The organism is Pseudomonas sp. R3.Fl (genome assembly GCF_023516765.1).
GTDB classification, from domain to species: domain Bacteria; phylum Pseudomonadota; class Gammaproteobacteria; order Pseudomonadales; family Pseudomonadaceae; genus Pseudomonas; species Pseudomonas citronellolis.
The window spans coordinates 4,939,459-4,958,422 of the sequence record NZ_JAMGSO010000001.1 but is presented as its reverse complement, the minus strand read 5'-3'; the positions used below and the strand labels follow the sequence as shown (position 1 = coordinate 4,958,422).

The following is an 18,964-nucleotide window of genomic DNA, read 5'->3' as shown; positions in this document are numbered from 1 at the left end:
GCACAATACCACTTAGCTAGTATCGACTCAGGAGTTCTTCTTCATGTGGCCTAGGGGGGGAGGTACGTCCCCCTGGGCTCTTCGCTAAAATCCTACAGACGCAGCCACGACAGCACGTGCAGCCGCCAGGCGCTTGAGCATCTTGCGCAGCGGTGCGCAATCAAGATACGAACGGGTCAATTTCGCGTGTACTCGATCGATGGCCTTCAGTTGCTCCCTGGCCGTCCGGTACCGCGCAAACTCATTCCCGCTGTAGTAGGCATCCTCTTCCTCCCTGGTGCACTTCCGGTTGCCCCAGGAATTTTCAGCAAACATCCAGTCTTCGAGCTCCGACCGAATGCCACCGAGCGTGTTGTAGGCATCGATGTGGAGATCGGAAACGCTCAGCCGCTGGAAGATCTCGCCCAACGCAACGTGGTTAGCAAGGCTCATGGACGTATCAGGGCGCCACAACGGCTTGAACCCTGGACGGCGCCAGTACTCAATCGCGTTTTTGCTAACCCCATAGGTGGTTCCCGGGCGTGGCTTGCGCTTCGCTCCAGCAGCTTCACGCGAAGGGCTCACAAACTGCGACAGGTAGTCAGCGGAAGTGCCCTGCCATTCATCCAGATCAAGGACTACCTTTGGCAAGGCCTCGATCGTCTGCACCACCTGCTGCAGTAGCGCCTGGTCGGCACAGATCAAGTGGGGAACAGCTTTGTTCGGGTAATAGAGGCCACCCCACGTTGGTCGAGCCCAAAACAACCCATGACTATCCACCCAGGCTGCCCGCGCCGCCGACAACTCTGGCTCAGTAACATGACCGTAGGGCTCATCCAGGACAATCCACTGGCCAGACGGAGCCAGCCAGCGTGACAGATGATCGCGCTTGGGCAAGTTCTCGACGATCTGCATCCTCTTCCGCTGAACCTTGGTCGTTGCCGGGCGCAGACGAGTTGCCTCCATGAACTGCAGCGTCAGCGCAGCGCGGCACAGCACCTCATGCGCACGCTCCTGCGAGCCCAGATCCCCACGCCTCTCAAGGTGGTCATCGTATTCGATATAGAAACCATCAAGATTCCGTGCACTGCTGCACTGGTGCTTCTGCACGATCACAAGCAGCGGACTGGGCAACTCGATCTTCAGCGTTTCCAGTCCCCACTGGAATGGCTTAGTCGACGTGTCGCGCCAATAGGCCGACAGGTAGATGCTGTAGCTTCCCGGCGTAGGGATATCGCCCACACTCAGCCGTTCCAGGACACGACGAGCATGGTGATAATCCTGGTACCCGCAGTTTTGGGCTGCCTGGTTGAGCGCTTGAAAATGGGGAATCTCTTGTTGCCGGCCGATCGACTTAGCCGATCGTTTGATGCCAGGCAGAGATGAAGGAAGTGCGGAATTCGATTGATGGCGCATGGTTTTTTCCTCGCCCCTTCTGCACACGCCACCCGCCTACGCTGCTGAGGGACCAGAGAAAACCTTGGCCTTGAGCTTGGTTTACAGGGTAGTGCCGATTTCCAGCTGCCACTGACGGGTGAGTTGCGCCTACCCAGCGCAACTCAAATCTAACAACAAGCCAAAGTCAGTGCCAGGAGTCTTCAATTTTTGCCCCGGCCCTTAGACCTCGATAAATAATCACCGTCATCAGGCAAGCTGGAGGAATGAGCAGCCCCCGCCCCATAAGGTCCCCTGGGGCAGAAAGGCTTATCTGTACAGATTTGAAAGCGAGGACAGGAGTGATCATCCGATACCGAGTGCGCGCCTGATGAACGTCTGATCCACATCCCCCAAGAACTGACGCCAAGAGCCCTGAGTCTGTCGAAGATACTGGCCTAGGCCATCTACGTCGACCTGCTCGGGAAACTCCAGATTCTTGGCCAAGCGATGTAGCGTCTGAATTGGAATTCCGATTTCCTCCAAGGCATTAACCCCGGCTGGCAGGTGAAAGCTCTCGAAAGTCATCTTGACGTGCGTGTAATCGATCTTGCTGCGGATATCTCGCTTCAGAGCATGAGATTTGACGACATCCTCCAGCAGGCTCAGAAGTTTGGGCAGCGTGTATCCAAAGGTATTGCTGATGATTTTCAAATCGTTGTTTAGCGCGCCTGAAAGCGTGCGTTTCTCCCCTTCGGTGATCCACTGTCTCGCATAGGCAATCTGATTTTTCAGATATTCCGAATAGCTTGAAGCGGTGAGGTAACCGGCGAGCTTGGCGACCATGACGTCAGTGGGGTTAACCTGGACCCCATTGCGACTGAACGTATGGGGCACCAGTCTGGCAATGATTGCTGCAAAAGTCTTGAGAAAGTTGGTCGCGGGGGCCCAATGAAATACCAGCGAGGCAAACTCGGCGTCGTCCATCATCTCGATCATGCTATGCAGTTCCTCGAACTGCTCGACACGGAAGTACGAGTGCTTCTTCACGAGGTCAATGGGAACGCGATCATTCGCGAAGACCTCATCAAAGCGATCCTGCGAAAACTCAGATAAGTGATCTGGCTGAACGCTGGCTAAGAGGTTGATCGGGGTGTCGATGCTTTGAATACCGAGCGGAATCTCCACCTCTTGGTTTAGGTTGTCTTCCGGGATTTCCTCTAAGCAAAAGATTTTACCCACGAAGTGAACGCCCATGCGCCCGGCGCGTCCCTTGATGTTCCCGTGGGTGAATTTGTCGATGCTGCGAATACCGTCGCGGTTATCGTAGATCACGACATTCTTGGCAACGGTGTTGACGCCTTCAATGATCGTGGACGTGCAGAGAAGGAAGCGTAGTTTTCCAGCATTGAACTGGTCTGCGGTGTATTGCTGTAGAGCCCTTGGCAACGCGCCAAAATGCAAGCCAATACCGTTTCTGAGTGCAACGGTGTAATCCCAATCGACATCGAATTCTTCGCTGACCCAATCGATGTGAGGACTCGTAGTCGGAGTGCCATGTCCGAGCCTGATTAACTCGCGTGCAACCACGCCGGCAACAGTTGGCGACTTGCAATAGATGATAGTTGCACCGACGCATGCACACGCAATCTCAGCCAACGCGCTGAGCTTGGCTTTGTCATCATTCGCCTTGATACCGAAGGTTTGGACATCGAGCGCAACCGTGTTGAAGTCGGTGGATACGAAGGTATGCGGGTACCCGAGGCTTTCGAGGCCGCGAATGCTGTTGACGAACGGTCCGGTCAGATAGAACTGCTTGGAGACCTTAAGCAGCTTGCTCAGCGCGATGTTGAGTTCGATGACTCGCTCATCCTGGTAATCCACGGTGCCGTTTTTGAGCTCCCGGAATGCCAGCTTGTAAAACTCATCGATGACGAAAAGGTCGATGTCGACGATGTCGTCTCGCTCGTTCACCCGCTCCTGCGTTAGCACGTAGACAGCTTGCTCGGAATGGCATTCTTGGGAACTGTGGTGAATGATCTGGTATCGACCACCGAACCGCTCTTGCAATCGGCGACGAGTTTCGTCGGCAAGGGCCACGGTCGGAACAACCAGGACGAGCCGCTTCAAAGTGCCCAGGCCGAGCAACGAATCGACAATTGCGCTTTTGCCCATGCTCGTAGGGGCACTCAGCACCACGTTTTGACCTGCCTTGAGCAGATCGAATATGTGGAACTGCATCGAGTGGAAAACGAAGTCGTCCGAGAACGGCGTCCGGTACAAATCAAGCACCCTGAGGTCGTCCGGTGTCAGATCGGTGAATTCCTTTTTTAGGTACGGAAACAGCCCAGACTTTCTCACCATGTTTTTCAGAATGGTGGTATGGCCAGAAAACCGCTCGCGCGCGTCGAGAGCGCGCACGATCAAGTCTCGTCCCAGGTCATAGGAGACTGGATTGGACAGAAGCCTGTTGATCACAGACAAGTATTTGAAGGATGAGAAGTCCTCACCTTGCAGGCTTTGCTTCGCCTGTTCATAGAACTCCATCATATTACCTCCTTCACCTTGGTCTCGACCAATTTGGTTAACTGTTCAAGACTCGGAGCGGGATAGATAAAAACGTGGACGCAAAGAGCCGCGAATGGCGAACCCTCAATGAGGTCAGCAGCGAATTTCTCGAACAGCACTGCCGTTTCCTTCTCTAAGTCATCCTCGTACCCCGGGGTCTCAGGGTCGGTGAGCAGGTGCGAGTCATAGCCTACGAACAGGACGAACGTGAAGCGATCGAGATGAGCATCGAAAGGCTGGCTGCCATCGAGGATCTCGTCGATGTCGTGGCGAAGCAGGTAGTCATCGTCTTTGACGTCGAGGATCTTTTTGCGCGCTGTATCAATGCACTCCGCAATATCTTCGTACAGTTGATCTCGTATCTGCGGCAATCTGACGGCTATGTCGACATCAGTCACTAACTCGCTGAAGCCAATCCAGAGCTGATCACCTTCAGGATCGCGACGAATGATGTGCACGTTTTCGAGAATTTTCTCAGACCCAGACCTTTCCACGTACAGCATGCAGGGTATGGGTTGACTCTCATGGTGTTGTCGAATCGTGGCGTGCAACAGCACTCGTCCCAAAAACTCACGGACATCATGGAGTGATTTGAAGACGGACGTTCGTAGTCGTTCTTGCTTTTCTACGAGCGTCAGCTTGTGAATATCGGACATTTCTTTTGGCCGGAGAAAGACCTCATCCAGCCATTGGCAGACGTTGTCCACGATGTGCTTGTAGCGGTATTGCCTAAGCGAGTACTGCTGATGTAGTACCTGCCCGTTACGCTTGGCGCAGGCCGAAACCATAGGCGCTCTGAATGGCGAAAGAATGTGGGGCAAGTCCCGTTTTACGTAGATTTTGCGGCCTGATCGAGACTGATCATCCTCGACACGCAGCTTGAACCACTCCAGGAGGTCTGGTCGAGTGTAAGTCTTGTCATCAGCACTGTGGATGCGCCGAGAGTACTCGCCCTTACGCGTCACGGTGTCGAGGATACGGCACCATATATCTTCAGCGACGCTTTCGGAGCTGAGAATAACCCCATGCAGATCCTCAGAGGCCATTCGTATGTTTCTAATCCCCATGAGCTCCAACTCGCGCAGGGAGTGATAGACCTCCCAGGTCGCCGCCTCGACCCAGTCGGCGACGCTCACACCCAACGCAGTTTGGTAATTCGTCGTACGCTTGTTGAGATCATCGATCAGCTCCTGCCGGCCAGGCTTACCTGCCCGGGCTGTGAGGCTGATCGTCAGGTACTCTAGGGTTTTGTTCACCTTGTCTTCGGTGACGATCAAATACCTACGGGACAAACCGGCACCTGACTCGCACTGCATCGACTTGTGCAATATTGAACTGCAGGGGATTGTTTTCTTATCGGCGCCCTTGGAGTTCTTGACGATGTCGGAGATGTTCCAGCGTGCTTTCTCGGTACTTTTCACCTGCACGAAGTCGATGTGCCTGTCCGATATGATGTCGATATCGTCTGTGACCTCGCACCGGACACTGCGGATAGTCTTGTCACGAAGCATTCGGGTGACATGGTAAGCGGCAACACAGTCCTGAAATAGGAAACCGTGCTTGGCGGCTACACCGCCTGAATCATTTGATTCCATCTCGACGTCCGTGACAATTTGCCGAGAATCTAGGGGATTCCTCCACCATAGTCCATTCGAATAACGGCACTTGGCCACCTAGGTGCCCGGAGGTAGGGTCTGACGAGATCTAACAATGCATCTAAGGCCCATTGAAAGAGCTCTTATTGCCGAGGCAGTCCAAACAGCGGAGGCGCCGCTGGTCAGGCACGAAGCTGAAATGAAAAGCTGCCCCCCATAGCGGAGCCTTGGTCGCCCTGCTCGATGGCCGATACCCGCAAGTGGCTTGCAGACCGAAAATTACACGGGCCTCCTGATGGCCTATGGCGTCAAAACAGTGGGTCGGGGCGGTTCCCGATGCGACCTCAGTCGAGTTGCCACGCTGGCTAGTGGACGAGCGCCGGCTGGCCGCTTGCTGCCGGCCGCGACCGGCAGCTTTGGGTTTTCTACGTCACAGCAATTCGATTCGAAAAAATCTCAGTCCTACATCACTGCAATGACATACCCACCACGGAGGCCTTCCATGTCATTGCAGTGCCCTCGCTGTAATTCCCCCAAGATCGCAACCCTGCATCCCGCCATGAAGATCGGTGCCCTCGTCGGCACGGTCGGTGGTGTCGCGCGTGGTGCTTCCGCCGCTCTCGCTGGTGGTCAGGCCGGCGCGGCAGTTGGCGCTCTCGCTGGTCCATTAGGTATTACCCTAGGTTCGTTGTCCGGCGCCATTCTTGGCGGCTTGGCTGGCGGTGTCGGCGGTTGTGCTCTGGGCGCCCAACTTGGCGACCAGTTGGATCGTCACGTGCTCGCCAACAACCTCTGCCTGATTTGCGGACATCGCTTCAACCTGCCGTCCTGATCGGCTTCGTTCTTCGCTCCCCTTCCCTTTTATCCCTTTCGCCGGTGCTGCGCGTTGCGCAGCGCTTTATGCCGGCTATTGCTCACAGGAAACTCATCATGGCTCATCTCGTAGAACGTATGGCGTATGTCGGCGAAGCTCCCTGGCATGGCCTGGGCAGTCGCCTGTCCCCGAAACAACCCCTGGAGGTCTGGCAACGCGAAGCTGGGATGGATTGGCAGATCCAGGAGAGCCCGGTCCACTTCAAAGCGGACTCGGTCGGCCACCTGGGCAGCATCCACTCCTTCCCCGAACAGAAGGTGCTCTACCGCTCCGACACCAAGGCCCCGCTCTCGGTGGTCTCCCAGCGTTACCAGGTGGTGCAGCCGCGGGAAGTGCTGGAGTTCTACCGCGACCTCACCCAGGTCTCCGGCTACGAGTTGGAAACCGCCGGCGTGCTCAAGGGCGGTCGTAAGTTCTGGGCGCTGGCACGCACCGGACAGAACACCTCGCTGAAAGGCAACGACCTGGTCAACGGCTACCTGCTGCTGGCCACCTCCTGCGATGGCACCCTGGCCACCACCGCCACGCCGACCACGGTGCGGGTGGTGTGCAACAACACCCTGACCATCGCCGTCGACGGCGCCATCCGGGCGATCAAGGTGCCGCATAGCACCCGCTTCGACGCCCAGGCGGTGAAGAAGCAACTGGGCATCGCCGTCTCGCAATGGGACGAGTTCATGTATCGCATGCGCCACCTGGCCGAGCGCAAGGTGCAATGGCACGAGGCGATGGGCTACTTCATGCAGGTGCTCTGCGATGCCCAACCCAGCAATCCGTTGCCGGATGCCCTACCGAACGAGCGCGCGCTGCGTCGGGTGCAAAGCCTGTACGAAGGCCGCGGCCGTGGCTCGCAATTGGAAGCCGCCAACGGTACTGCCTGGGGCCTGCTCAATGCCGTCACTGAGTACGTCGACCACGAGCGCCGCGCCCGTAGCAACGAGTACCGCATGGACTCGGCCTGGTTCGGCCAGGGAGCAGTGATCAAGCAACGCGCCCTGGATGCAGCCCTGCAGCTGGCGGCCTGACGGCAGCTCCCTCTTCTCGTTGTCCTTCTTCGCCCGCCCAGTTCTGCGACGACAGCAATGGCTCGCAGGTACCGCAGCATTGGGCGTTCCCTTCCACCCGCCGGGGTTCCGCTCCTGGGGAGTGGGCTCCGGTGTTTCATTGGAGGCCTCTCTCATGGGCTGGCTGTTCTCATCCTGTACCCGGTCAGAACTCATCCAAGATCTGATCCGCCCCGAAGACACGGCGCGGGCCAGTGTTCGTGTGCTTGTGCATACCTTGCGCGGCAATGTGCTGTGGTCCGTCAGCGAAGTGACGGCGAAAACCGAAGGCGTTCACCCAGACCTCGCTCCCGGCGAGTCCATGCGCTACATCCGCTGTGATCTGTTGCAACGCAGTGGCGGTGAGTGGGGGTACAAAGCCATGGATGAGTCCATGGCGCCGTACTACTACAGCTGCCCGCTGCGCTATCTCGACATGGCCAAGGAGCTCTCGCCCGGCTGGCGCGAGAAGGTTCGAGCCCATCACGCACGGCGACGGCAGTCGGTGACCGCCATGGCTGGCGGGACAACCCGGTAAGTGGGAGTGATCGCTGCGCCGCCTGGATACGGTCCTCCCATTGATGGCCTGACAGCCATTGCCCACTTCATTCCCCCGATGCCCGACCGGTTCTGCCGGCCGGGCATTTTTATGTCCGGAGAAAAATCCTCATGACTCATGCTCATTCCACGCCCAACAGGGCACGGCAGCGCCCTGCCCTGCGCCTGGTCGGCACCAAAGAGCTGTCCCGTGACGACTGGCTGGCGGTACGCAAGCACGGTATCGGTAGTTCGGACGCGGCGGCCGCGGTCGGCCTCAACCCCTACAAGTCGCAGCTGGAGCTGTGGCTGGAAAAGACTGGCCGCGATGCCGGACTACCCAAGAGCGATCCGAACGACGAGGACAGCCCGACCTACTGGGGCAACATCCTCGAACCCATAGTCGCCAACCACTACGCCCGGCGTACCGGCAACCGGGTGCGGCGGATCAATGCCGTGCTGCAGCACCCTGATTCCAAGTTGGACTGGATGCTGGCCAACATCGACCGCGAGGTGATCGGCGCCAGCGACGTCCAGATCCTCGAATGCAAGACGGCTGGCATCAACGGAGCCCGTCTCTGGAAGGAAGGCGTGCCGGTGTACGTGCAGTTGCAGGTGATGCACCAGTTGGCCGTCACCGGCAAGCAGGCGGCCGACGTGGCCGTGCTACTCGGCGGCCAGCACCTGGAGATCCACCGCATCGAGCGCGATGAGGAGCTCATCGGCCGGCTGATCGATCTGGAGCGCGACTTCTGGGGCTACGTACAACGCGATACGCCACCGCCGGCGGATGGCACCGACTCGGCGGAGCAGGCTCTACGTTGCCTGTACCCGGAGGACCATGGCCACACCCTGGACTTCACCCAGGATCCGGTGTTGTCGGCCGCCTTCGACGAGTTGCAGGCCGTCCGCGCCAGCCTGGAATTACAGAACAAGCGCGAAGCCGAACTGAAGCAACAACTGCAGCAGGCCATGGGTGATGCCAGCCGGGCCTTGTTCACCAACGGCACGGTGTCCTGGCGCAAGGCCAAGGACAGCGTGGTGCTCGATGTGCCGCGGCTGCTCAAGGAAAAGCCCTACCTGCTGGTGCGCTACCCCACCACCAAAACCGGCAGCCGGCGCTTCCTGATTACCTGATTTCGATTCCCCCCTTGACCACCTCGGCGTTTCCCCTGCGCCGGGGTGGTCTTTTTTATTCATCCACTGGAGAACCACCATGCTCAAAGGCTTGGCCATTACCCCGCCGATGCTCGGGCGGATTTCCATCGGCAAGGTCGTCGAGAAGAACGGCAAGCGCCTGCCGGAGAAAGACGATCAATTCACCCTGACCTCGCAGGTCCAGCTGCGCGACGGCTGGCTACCCCATCCCCTAGACGAGGAACTGCGCAAAGCGCAGGGCGGCAAGATCCGCAGCATTCCGATCCGCCTGCTGTTCAACGCGCCGGAGCTGAACTTCCGCGCGGAGTACTGCCTGTTCGATCGGCAGTCCGGACGGCCGCTGTGTGTCGGCAACGGCGAAACCTGCAAGCGCCGCAGCCAGGACGGTATCGCCTCGCTGCCCTGCCCTTCGCCGGATGGCTGTCCGTTGGCAAAGGGCGGTGCCTGCAAGCCCTATGGTCGCCTCAACGTCGCCATCGGCGATGAGGATCCGCTAGGGTGCTTCGTGTTCCGCACCACCGGCTTCAACAGCATCCGCACCCTGGCAGCCCGGCTGCAGTACCTGCAGGCGATTTCCGGCAACCGCCTGGCGTGCCTGCCGCTGGAGCTACGCCTGCGTGGGAAGTCCACCCGACAAAGCCACGGCTCGCCGATCTTCTACGTCGACATCACGGTACGCAGTGGGCTGTCGATGGAGGAAGCGCTGCAGCAGGCGCGGGAACTCGATGAAGCGCGCCAGGCCTCCGGCTTCGACCAGGTGGCGCTGGATGCCACCGCACGGCTGGGCTTTGCCAATGGTGCCTTCGAGGACAGCGATGAGGAGACCGGAGCCATCGCCGAGGAGTTTTTCCCGGAGCCGACTCCTGAATCGCCCCCTTCAACTGTTCCTGCAGCAGAGCCACACACTGCACCGAAAACCACCCTGTCGACGCTGCTGAAAGCCCGCGCCGAAGCTCGGGCCCAACACGCCGCGGAGTGACATCCGCGGCATCACCACCATTCAACCTACGAGGAGGATCGCGCCATGAACCTGGTGCGCTTCATTGGTTTGCTGTTCGTGTTCATCGGTGTGCTGGCCAGCTGTGCAGTGGCTGTTGTGCTGCTGGTACTCATGTTGCGCTTCTGGCCACTACTACTAGTGATCAGTGCCGCCTGCGCAGTCTTCAATAAATTCTTAGAAGGAGGCACGCCGGCTAATCAACCGGGGCAATTGAAGGAGCCAGTCTAACTAGCAAGCAATTCGTCGAGGTATTGCAGCAGTTGTATGCGCTTCGAAGCCTCTAACTGATGAAACTTGGTCAGAAGCTCAGCCTCGTCTTCCTCAGTCGAATAGAAGTAGGCCGCCGGAACCCCGAGAACCAACCCCAAACGCTCGACAAAGTCGGGTGTGGGAATGCGTTTCCCCAGTTCGTAGCGGTTCATGCGCGCGCTAGCAGACATCTCGTCCAAACCAGCCTCTAGCCCGAGACGCTCCTGCGAGAGCCCAACTCGCATCCGGGCCTGCTTGATTCGGCTTCCCAGCACCGACATCCCGATAACTCGCTGCAAAAGCAGCATCGTGCATGTTGGTACTTCACCAAATACTACCGTTTTGGTAGTGTCGCGATGACACTAGGACCCGAACGGATACCTGCGCCCTCATTACAAGGACCAGTCCCTATGCGTAAACACATTTTCACCTCCACATTGCTCAGCCTGATATTCATTACCGCCGCTCACGCCGGCACCAATGAATGGAGCGCCAGCTACACCCAGGGCGTCGAGGAGCACCTGGTCGCCGACGGCCACGGCAACCAGTTGAACATCACCTGCCCGGACGATGACGAAAGCCCCGTCTCCGCCTACGCCACCCTCGCCGGCAAGCGCTACTCCTCCGAAAAAGATGGCTTCGACGTCATCGTCGACGGCACCACCTTCAGCAATCCCTTCTACACCGACTGCGAAGCCTGCAGCTCCAGCTTCCCGGGCTTCTGGGCCGCGCTGCGCAAGGCCCGCACCCTGCAGCTCAGTGCCGGTGGCCAGACGGTGACACTTCCGACCCAGAACCTTCCCCAGGTTCTCCAGCCCCTGACCAGCAAGAAAAACCTCTGCCGCTCCGCCTGGTAGCCCGGAGCTCTTTCACAGGAATCCTTTCGATGAAGAAGTACCTCCCCCTGCTCCTGATCGTCGCCGCGCTGACCGGTTGCGACTCCAAGCCCCCTATCACCGTTGAACTGGGACAGAACGAAATGTGGGGCAGCCCCCAGCTCCAAATCACCTCCAAGAAGAACGAGGTCACCATCAACAGCGTGGAAGTGAACCGAGGGAACTGTAAGCGCTACGTCTGGGAAGACCTTCCGCACAAGATGGCCTTCGGCGAAGTGCTGAAAGTCGATTCCCGCTACTGTCAGAAGGTCGTCGAGGTTTCCATTTCCACCAGCGAAGGTGACTACGAATTCAGCTTCGACAGCTAATACCCAGCCTCCGCTAACCCCCACTCGGAATACCCAACTCCGCCCACGGCCATCGTCTGGCCGTGGGCGGAGCGGGGACCTTTTTGTTTTTTGAAAACCCAGGAGCTGCCCATCGAGACACACCCCAAAAGAACAAAGCACCACGGCCATACACACTCAAGGATCTGAACGCATGACACCGACATACCGTAAAACCCTGCTCGCCCTGGCCATTTCCGCCAGTACCCTTCCCCTCGCCGCCCAGGCACTGACGCTGACCAACAGCGGCCTGAATAGCGAAGGCAACACCTACACCGACAGCACCGAAGTGACCGGTGCCTTCACGGGCAGCGACCAGCCTCTTCGTTTTTACAGCGACACCTTCAACCACGACCTGGTGCTCAATGCCCAGGTGCAAGCCACGGGCGATGACCTCAACGGTGTCGACCTGTCCTACGCTGGCGACGATGACACGCCTTCGCCCATCGGCGCGCCGACTGAAGTCTTCGGCAACCTGCAGAACAAGGGCAACATCACGGTGAAGGGCGCTGGTGTCACCGGTCTACTCATTGATCCGGCCACCATTCACGGCAACCTGGTCAATGAAGGCACCCTGCAGGTGACCGGTGGTGTCCTCGAGGGCGATGGCATTCGCGGCCTCAAGTTCGCCGGCCAGTCGGTGTTGCAGGGTGACCTGGTCAACGCTGCGAGCGGCAAGATCCTCGCCGATGGCGACGAGGCCACGGGCATCCAGCTCAAGGGCGGCAGCATCGGCGGCAAGCTGATCAACAACGGCCTGATCCAGGTCAGCGGTACAAAATCGACGGGCGTTCTCGCTACCTATGACGATGACATGGGTGGCCCGGATCGGCTGGACCTCGGCGGGATCGAGAACCATGGCAGCATCGTGGCCAGCGGCGATGATGCAACCGCGTTGCGTCTCGACGGTGTGAGCTTTGCCAGCGCGCCGGTGCAGGTGCTCAACACCGGCACGATCCAGGCTGACGATGCCGCCATCGAGGTCGGTGCCTTCGACATCGACAGCGCGAATGCCAGCAATCCCCTGGTCATCCAGAACAACGGCAACCTGATCTCCAAGGACGAAGCCATCGATGCCTCCCAGGCCAGTGGCGGTGTACACCTGGTGTGGAATGCCGGCAGCATCACCGGCAACCTGATCGACCTATCCAATATCGAAGTGAACGGTGACGTGACCTTCAATGGCACCGACGCCAGTACCGATGGCGCGAACATCCGCCTGAAGGACGCCGGTTGGCTGGATGTCGGCAGCGATGCGGGCAACACGCCGGCGCACCTGGAGTTCGGTCAGCCGCACACCACTATCCAGGGCAACCTGGACGTGGCCGGCAACTCCTCGCTGGGGCTCAACCTGAGCACAGCCACGGATCCGAACAAGGCCGTGGTTGCGGTCTCCGGTACCGCAGAGTTTGCCAAGGGCTCGCAAATCCAACTGGCGGCCCAGGGCAACGACTTCAAGGCCCAGGGTACGACCTATACCCTGGTCCAGGCCGGCACCCTGCAGGATGAAGGCGTAAGCGTGACCAGCCGCTCGGCCCTGCTGAACGTCGACACCGTCAGCAGCGGCGACAACCAGATCGTGGCCAAGGTCAGCACCAAGAGCCAGGACGAAGTGGGCGATGTGATCGGCCAGATCGGTGGCTCAGCCAACGCCCAACGTGCGGGCGCGGCCTTCAGCCAAGTGGTGACCGGGCTGGCACAGAGCAATCCCAACGATCCGGTGTTCCAAGCCTACGTGAATGCCTCGCAGGATCCGGCAGCGCTGAAGAAATTGGCTGAGCAGTTGGCCCCCGAGGTGAACGGTGGCGCAACCCAAGCCGCCACCAGTGGGCAGACGCTGGTGAGCAATGTTACCGGCAATCGCACCAGCAGCCTGCGCGGTGCGTCCTCTGGCGACACGCTGCAGAACACCGGCATCTGGGCCCAGGCGTTGTATAGCGATGCGAACCAGGACCTGCGTGATGGTGTGGCCGGCTTCAACGCCTACAGCCGTGGCATCGCCATCGGCGCCGATGGCAAGCTCACCGACCAGTTGACCCTGGGCGTGGCCTACAGCGTCCTGCATACCAGAGTGAACAGCGACAGCGGGAACACCACCGATGTCGATGGCAATGCCCTCACCCTGTACAGCGGTTTCGAACAGGGCAACTACTTCGTCGACGCCAACCTGAGCTATGGCCTCAACGACAACGAGAGCAAGCGACGCATCGCCAGCACCACGGCCAAAGGCGACTACGACAGTCAGGTCCTGGGAGCCAACGTCGTCGGTGGCTACACCTATCACCTGAACGAGCAGTTCCTGGTCGAGCCGCGCCTAGCCGCACGCTATGCGCGCGTCGATATCGACGGCTACCACGAGAAAGGCTCGTCGGCAGCGCTCAAGGTGGATAGCCAACGCTACGAAGTGGCGGAACTCGGTGCTGGTGTGCGGGTAGCCGGAGACTTCCAGGTCGGTAACGGCAACCTGCAGCCGCAAGCCAAGCTGATGGCCTACCATGACTTCGCCGCGGACAAAGCCCAGAGCACCTCGACTTTTGTGCTGGGTGGTACGCCCTTCGTGAGCCAGGGCGCCAAGGCGGTGCGCAACAGCTACGAAGCGGGTGTCGGTGCGGACTATCACCTGGGTGCGGTTACTGTCGGGGTCAGTTACGACTACACCGGCAAGACCGACTTCAATGCCGACACCTTCACCGCCAAGGTCCGTTACGACTTCTGATGAGCCACTACCTTTCCGGCCCACGTGCGTGGGCCGGTTTTCTTCGAGTTATCCCAACGCTGCTGCTCGGCGTCCTCCTCGTCGGCTGCCAGTCGCCCCGCGAGGCACTGCAGCAGTTGGCGGATGAGCATGGGCGGCAACTGGAGATACTGTCGGGGCAGCCGTTCCCGTTGGCCATGCTTCCACCGCAGAGCACCACGAAAGCCACTCGTTTACGCGTCTACCTGGAAGGTGATGGCCACGCCTGGGCCACGGCGACGCAGCCCAGCTTGGATCCGAGTCCGCACAATCTACTGGTGGCACAGCTGGCCGTGGACGATCCGACACCGAATGCCTACCTGGCTCGGCCCTGCCAATTCGTCACTGCACCGGCCTGTGAACCCTCGCTCTGGACCAATCGGCGGTTTTCCCAGGAAATCGTCACCAGCCTCAGTCAGGCACTGGACCAACTGAAGCAGCGTTATGGCAATCGGGAATTCGAGCTGGTGGGGTATTCCGGAGGCGCAGCGTTGGCACTGCTGCTGGCAGCCCAACGGAAGGATGTTGCTCAGGTCCAGACTCTAGCGGGCAATCTCAGCCCACGGCTTTGGGCGCAAATGAAAGGGTTCTCGCTCCTCAGCGGCTCGCTGGATCCGTTGGACTATCAGTGTCGGCTGGCATCGATACCACAGCGGCACTTGGTGGGGGACGCAGACGACGCGGTCCCCGCATCGCTAGCCACGACCTACTTGGTGCGGCTGCATCCATATGTCTGCAGTCAGGTTGTAATCTCTCCTGCTACAGATCACCAGCAAGGCTGGGAGACTGCCTGGAAAACATGGCGAGATAAGCCGTTAAGCTGCAAGAGCAACTGGCCAAAACACCTACGACATCAACAATCTGATCGCCCTCAGCGAAGCAAGCCTGGCCCGCTATCGGCCGATTCTGTTGAAAAAGTCGGTTCTGCGGCAGCCAGCCAAGTGCGCCTGCTGTCGAAGTGCCTGCAAGCCACTTCAAGTTGCGGTTCGGCGTTTCACTGAGCGTCCGGACTCAGGTTTGAGGGTTAATTCAAAGGTTTCTGCTCGCAGCAGGCATAACTATCCCGTGAGCGGTGGCCCTTGAGGCAAGGGCTTGGCCATACGGCGCAGATTCTGCACTGTCGCCGCCAAGGTGAATTCGTCAGTGGTACCTGTCAGGCACAGTCTTTCGCTCGCAGCGAGAGACGAGGTACATAGCAAGACACTGTCCGAAGGAGGCTTACCTCAACTTCAGGAGCAGGAGTGTTCCCCCATCAGGAGTGGCTGGCTAGCGTCGGCCCTTTCGCGCAGGAAATTCCAGGTGGCTTTCATCCGAGCAATATCCTTAAGCTCGATAGGCATCAGCATCCAGAAGGTACGAGTGAAGGATATCTGCTCGCCAAGCACGCACTGCAGGCGCGCATCGGCGTCCGCCGCGAACGACGGTAGAATAGCAATCCCCGCCCCCGCAACCGTAGCCTGATGCTGGGCCAAAATACTGGTACTGCGCAGAGCGATGTGCAGGGGCTTGCCGATCTCCTCGAGATAGAACAGCTCCTTGCTATACAGCAGATCATCTATATAGCTGACAAAGCTGTGCTGGCGTAGATCCTCCCCGCTACGTATCGTCGGGTGGTGCTCAAGGTAGTCACTTGAGGCGTACAACTTGAGCACGTAGTCAGTCAATTTGGTGATGATGAACGGCCCACGCTCAGGCCGCTCCAAAGTGATCACAATATCGGCCTCACGTCGCGATAGATGCACCATGCGCGGTACTGCCAGCAGATCAATTCCCAAGTTCGGGTGTTGTTGAGTGAATTCAGCCAGTTGTGGGCCGAGCATTAGCGCACCGTAGCCCTCTGTCGCACCAATGCGTACATGACCAGACAGGCTCTCCCGCTGGCTCTCATGGGTCTTTTCAATGGTAGAGAAGGCACTCTCCATAGCCTCAGCCTGTGGCAGCAGGTCACGCCCCGCCTCGGTCAGGCTGTAACCGGCAACTCCACGCAAAAACAGTTGCGCATCCAAGAGCTTCTCCAACGCCTGAATGCGCCGCGCCACCGTCGTGTAATTGACCCCCAATCGACGGGCCGCAGCACTCAATGTGCCAACGCGAGAAAGCTCAAGGAAATAACGCAGATTGTCCCAGTCCATTCATTCGCCTCATGACTATGCAAAAACGCATATGAGCCCTGCATTTATCCGCATTGATACAGATAAAAACGCACCCTAGCATCATTGCCTGAACCTTATAAAGCCGCCCCTCCATATCTGCTCTTAAAAGCCGGAGCCATAAGCAATGACCGCGCAAGCCAATACTCAGAATGCGATCCCCACCATCAAGCTGTTGATCGGTGGCGAACTCGTCGAATCGAAGACCACCCAGTGGCGCGAGGTAATCAACCCCGCTACCCAGGAAGTGCTGGCCCGCGTGCCCTTCGCCACCGAAGATGAGATGAACGCAGCCGTGGCCGCCGCCAGGACCGCGTTCAAGACCTGGAAGAAGACCTCAATCGGTGCCCGCGCACGCATCTTCCTCAAGTACCAGCAACTGATCCGCGAGAACATGAAGGAACTGGCGGCGATCCTCACTGCCGAGCAAGGCAAGACTCTGGCTGACGCCGAAGGCGACGTGTTCCGCGGCCTCGAGGTGGTCGAGCACGCCGCGGCCATCGGCAATCTGCAACTGGGCGAGTTGGCCAACAACGTGGCCGGCGGCGTCGACACCTTCACCCTGCTGCAGCCGTTGGGCGTGTGCGCCGGGATCACCCCGTTCAACTTCCCTGCGATGATCCCGCTGTGGATGTTCCCCATGGCTATCGCCACCGGTAACACCTTTGTCCTCAAACCCTCCGAGCAGGACCCGATGGTGACCATGCGCCTGGTCGAACTGGCCCTGGAGGCCGGCGTCCCGGCCGGGGTACTCAACGTCATCCATGGCGGAGCCGAGGCGGTCAACCTGATCTGCGACCACCCGGACATCAAAGCCGTTTCCTTCGTCGGCTCGACCAAGGTCGGCACCCACGTCTACAACCGCGCCTCGCTGGCCGGCAAGCGTGTGCAGTGCATGATGGGTGCGAAGAACCACGCCATTATCCTGCCCGACGCCAACAAGGAGCAGACACTCAACAACCTCGCCGGAGCCGCCTTCGGCGCGGCCGGCCAACGGTGCATGGCACTATCGGTAGCGATTCTGGTGGGTGAAGCACAAAGTTGGCTGCCGGAGTTGGCCGAAAAGGCTAAGTCGCTCAAGGTCAGTGCCGGTGTCGAACCAGGCACCGATGTCGGCCCGGTGGTTTCCTGTGCCGCCCTGGACCGCGTCAGCGGCCTCATCGAGCGCGGTGTTAACGAGGGTGCGGAACTGGTGTTGGACGGTCGCAAACCGGAGGTTTCCGGTTACTCCAAAGGCAACTTCGTCGGCCCGACCATCTTCTCTGGCGTCACCCCAGAGATGAGTATCTACAAGGAAGAGATTTTCGGCCCGGTCCTCTGCGTAATGCACGCTGCAACCCTGGACGAAGCCATTGAGCTGATCAACGCGAACCCCAACGGTAACGGCACAGCCATCTTCACCCGCTCTGGCGCCGCTGCCCGCCACTTCCAGGAAGAGATCGACGTCGGCCAGGTGGGTATCAATGTGCCGATTCCTGTACCGGTACCGATGTTCTCTTTCACCGGCTCGCGCGCTTCCAAACTCGGCGACCTCGGCCCCTACGGCAAGCAGGTAGTGCAGTTCTACACCCAGACCAAGACCGTCACCCAACGCTGGTTCGACGAAAACGAAGTGGGTGGCACCGTCAACACCACCATCAACCTGAAATGATCCGGCGCGGCCGGCGCCCTGTTGCGCCGGCTGCTTGCTAGGAGGCAAAGATATGCAGCTGGAAACCCTACTGATGGACATCGAGGACCGGGTCGGGCTGATCACCCTGAACCGCCCGAAAGCGCTCAATGCGCTGAACAGCCAGTTGATCGCTGAACTCAACCAGGCTCTCGACCACTTGGAAAACGACCCGGCCATCGGCTGCATCGTCATCACCGGTTCGCCCAAGGCTTTCGCCGCCGGCGCCGACATCAAGGAAATGGCCGACCTGACCTTTCCTCAGATCTATCTGGACGATTTCTTCGCAGCGGCCGATCGCATCGCCAACCGGCGCAAGCCGATTATCGCCGCTGTGGCAGGTTACGCCCTGGGCGGCGGCTGCGAACTGGCGCTGATGTGCGACTTCATCTACGCCGCCGATAATGCCCGCTTCGGTCTGCCGGAAATCACCCTCGGCGTGCTGCCGGCAATCGGCGGCACCCAGCGCCTGACCCACGCCCTAGGTAAATCCAAAGCCATGGAGCTATGCCTGACCGGTCGCCAGTTGAATGCAGAGGAGGCCGAGCGCGCCGGTTTGGTCGCCCGCATCTTCCCGCTCGACCATTTGCTCGAAGAAACCCTCAAGGTCGCTCAGGGCATCGCCGCCAAATCACTGACCGCCACCCTTATGGTCAAGGAAAGCATCAACCGCGCTTTCGAGGGCAGTCTCAGCGAAGGCCTGCGGTTCGAGCGTCGGGTGTTCCACGCGATCTTCGCCACCTTCGATCAGAAGGAAGGCATGGCTGCCTTCGTCGAGAAGCGGCAGGCACAGTTCAAGCATTGCTGACTTA

16 protein-coding genes and 1 pseudogene are annotated in these 18,964 nt (G+C 59.2%); 12 read left to right on the top strand and 5 right to left on the bottom strand.

Annotated elements, in window-relative coordinates:
• Positions 1-84 precede the first annotated feature (84 nt).
• The 3 genes from M8R19_RS21900 to M8R19_RS21890 form a co-directional block, all read right to left on the bottom strand.
• Entirely contained in the window at positions 85-1,395 is a 1,311-nt protein-coding gene (locus M8R19_RS21900) for a DUF5623 domain-containing protein (RefSeq protein ID WP_249918903.1), read from the bottom strand.
• 324 nt (positions 1,396-1,719) lie between these two features.
• On the bottom strand, positions 1,720-3,903 hold the full coding sequence (locus tag M8R19_RS21895) for a DEAD/DEAH box helicase (protein WP_249918902.1): 2,184 nt from the start codon (positions 3,901-3,903) through the stop codon (positions 1,720-1,722).
• Positions 3,900-5,516 (bottom strand): HamA C-terminal domain-containing protein, encoded by a 1,617-nt coding sequence (locus tag M8R19_RS21890; RefSeq protein WP_249918901.1) that lies wholly within the window; start codon positions 5,514-5,516, stop codon positions 3,900-3,902. Before M8R19_RS21890 ends, M8R19_RS21895 begins: the two co-directional genes overlap by 4 nt.
• A gap of 559 nt (positions 5,517-6,075) precedes the next feature.
• On the opposite strand from M8R19_RS21890, the gene M8R19_RS21885 reads away from it, so the two are divergent.
• From M8R19_RS21885 to M8R19_RS21860, 6 genes are all read left to right on the top strand, one after another.
• Positions 6,076-6,348 (top strand): hypothetical protein, encoded by a 273-nt coding sequence (locus M8R19_RS21885; RefSeq protein ID WP_249918900.1) that lies wholly within the window; start codon positions 6,076-6,078, stop codon positions 6,346-6,348.
• A 98-nt stretch (positions 6,349-6,446) separates the two neighbouring features.
• A complete protein-coding gene (locus tag M8R19_RS21880) occupies positions 6,447-7,415 on the top strand; it encodes a DUF932 domain-containing protein (RefSeq protein WP_249918899.1) in 969 nt (322 codons plus the stop codon).
• Positions 7,416-7,569: 154 nt separating this feature from the next.
• The gene (locus M8R19_RS21875; RefSeq protein WP_249918898.1) at positions 7,570-7,971 is read left to right on the top strand and encodes a hypothetical protein; all 402 of its coding nucleotides are present in this window, start codon (positions 7,570-7,572) and stop codon (positions 7,969-7,971) included.
• Between the two features lie 131 nt (positions 7,972-8,102).
• Positions 8,103-9,107 carry a YqaJ viral recombinase family nuclease gene (locus M8R19_RS21870; protein ID WP_249918897.1) on the top strand — a complete coding sequence of 335 codons (1,005 nt, stop codon included), beginning with the start codon at positions 8,103-8,105 and terminating at the stop codon, positions 9,105-9,107.
• Between the two features lie 79 nt (positions 9,108-9,186).
• Positions 9,187-10,107 (top strand): recombination directionality factor, encoded by a 921-nt coding sequence (locus M8R19_RS21865; RefSeq protein WP_249918896.1) that lies wholly within the window; start codon positions 9,187-9,189, stop codon positions 10,105-10,107.
• A gap of 45 nt (positions 10,108-10,152) precedes the next feature.
• A complete protein-coding gene (locus M8R19_RS21860; protein ID WP_249918895.1) occupies positions 10,153-10,356 on the top strand; it encodes a hypothetical protein in 204 nt (67 codons plus the stop codon).
• Here M8R19_RS21860 and M8R19_RS21855 read toward each other — a convergent pair.
• Complete coding sequence (locus M8R19_RS21855) at positions 10,353-10,685, bottom strand: helix-turn-helix domain-containing protein (protein WP_249918894.1); 333 nt, start codon at positions 10,683-10,685, stop codon at positions 10,353-10,355. The genes M8R19_RS21860 and M8R19_RS21855 overlap by 4 nt on opposite strands.
• A gap of 102 nt (positions 10,686-10,787) precedes the next feature.
• Here M8R19_RS21855 and M8R19_RS21850 point away from each other — a divergent pair, with 102 nt between their 5' ends.
• The 4 genes and pseudogenes from M8R19_RS21850 to M8R19_RS21835 all read left to right on the top strand — a co-directional run.
• Positions 10,788-11,234, top strand: coding sequence for a YfjT/YkfB family phage-associated protein (locus tag M8R19_RS21850; protein ID WP_249918893.1), 447 nt, complete (start codon positions 10,788-10,790; stop codon positions 11,232-11,234).
• Positions 11,235-11,263: 29 nt separating this feature from the next.
• A complete protein-coding gene (locus M8R19_RS21845) occupies positions 11,264-11,581 on the top strand; it encodes a lipoprotein (RefSeq protein ID WP_249918892.1) in 318 nt (105 codons plus the stop codon).
• Positions 11,582-11,753: 172 nt separating this feature from the next.
• Positions 11,754-14,315, top strand: a complete 2,562-nt coding sequence (locus tag M8R19_RS21840; protein ID WP_249918891.1) for an autotransporter family protein — start codon at positions 11,754-11,756, stop codon at positions 14,313-14,315.
• Positions 14,315-15,151: pseudogene (locus M8R19_RS21835) on the top strand (alpha/beta hydrolase); the annotation flags it as partial. The gene M8R19_RS21840 and the pseudogene M8R19_RS21835, both read left to right, overlap by 1 nt.
• A 411-nt stretch (positions 15,152-15,562) precedes the next feature.
• Here the strand turns inward: M8R19_RS21835 and M8R19_RS21825 are convergent.
• Positions 15,563-16,465, bottom strand: a complete 903-nt coding sequence (locus tag M8R19_RS21825; RefSeq protein ID WP_249918890.1) for a LysR family transcriptional regulator — start codon at positions 16,463-16,465, stop codon at positions 15,563-15,565.
• A gap of 145 nt (positions 16,466-16,610) precedes the next feature.
• Between M8R19_RS21825 and M8R19_RS21820 the strand changes: the two genes are divergently transcribed.
• Entirely contained in the window at positions 16,611-18,134 is a 1,524-nt protein-coding gene (locus tag M8R19_RS21820) for a CoA-acylating methylmalonate-semialdehyde dehydrogenase (protein WP_249918889.1), read from the top strand.
• A gap of 52 nt (positions 18,135-18,186) precedes the next feature.
• Positions 18,187-18,960, top strand: a complete 774-nt coding sequence (locus tag M8R19_RS21815) for an enoyl-CoA hydratase (RefSeq protein WP_249918888.1) — start codon at positions 18,187-18,189, stop codon at positions 18,958-18,960.
• The last annotated feature ends 4 nt before the right edge of the window (positions 18,961-18,964 follow it).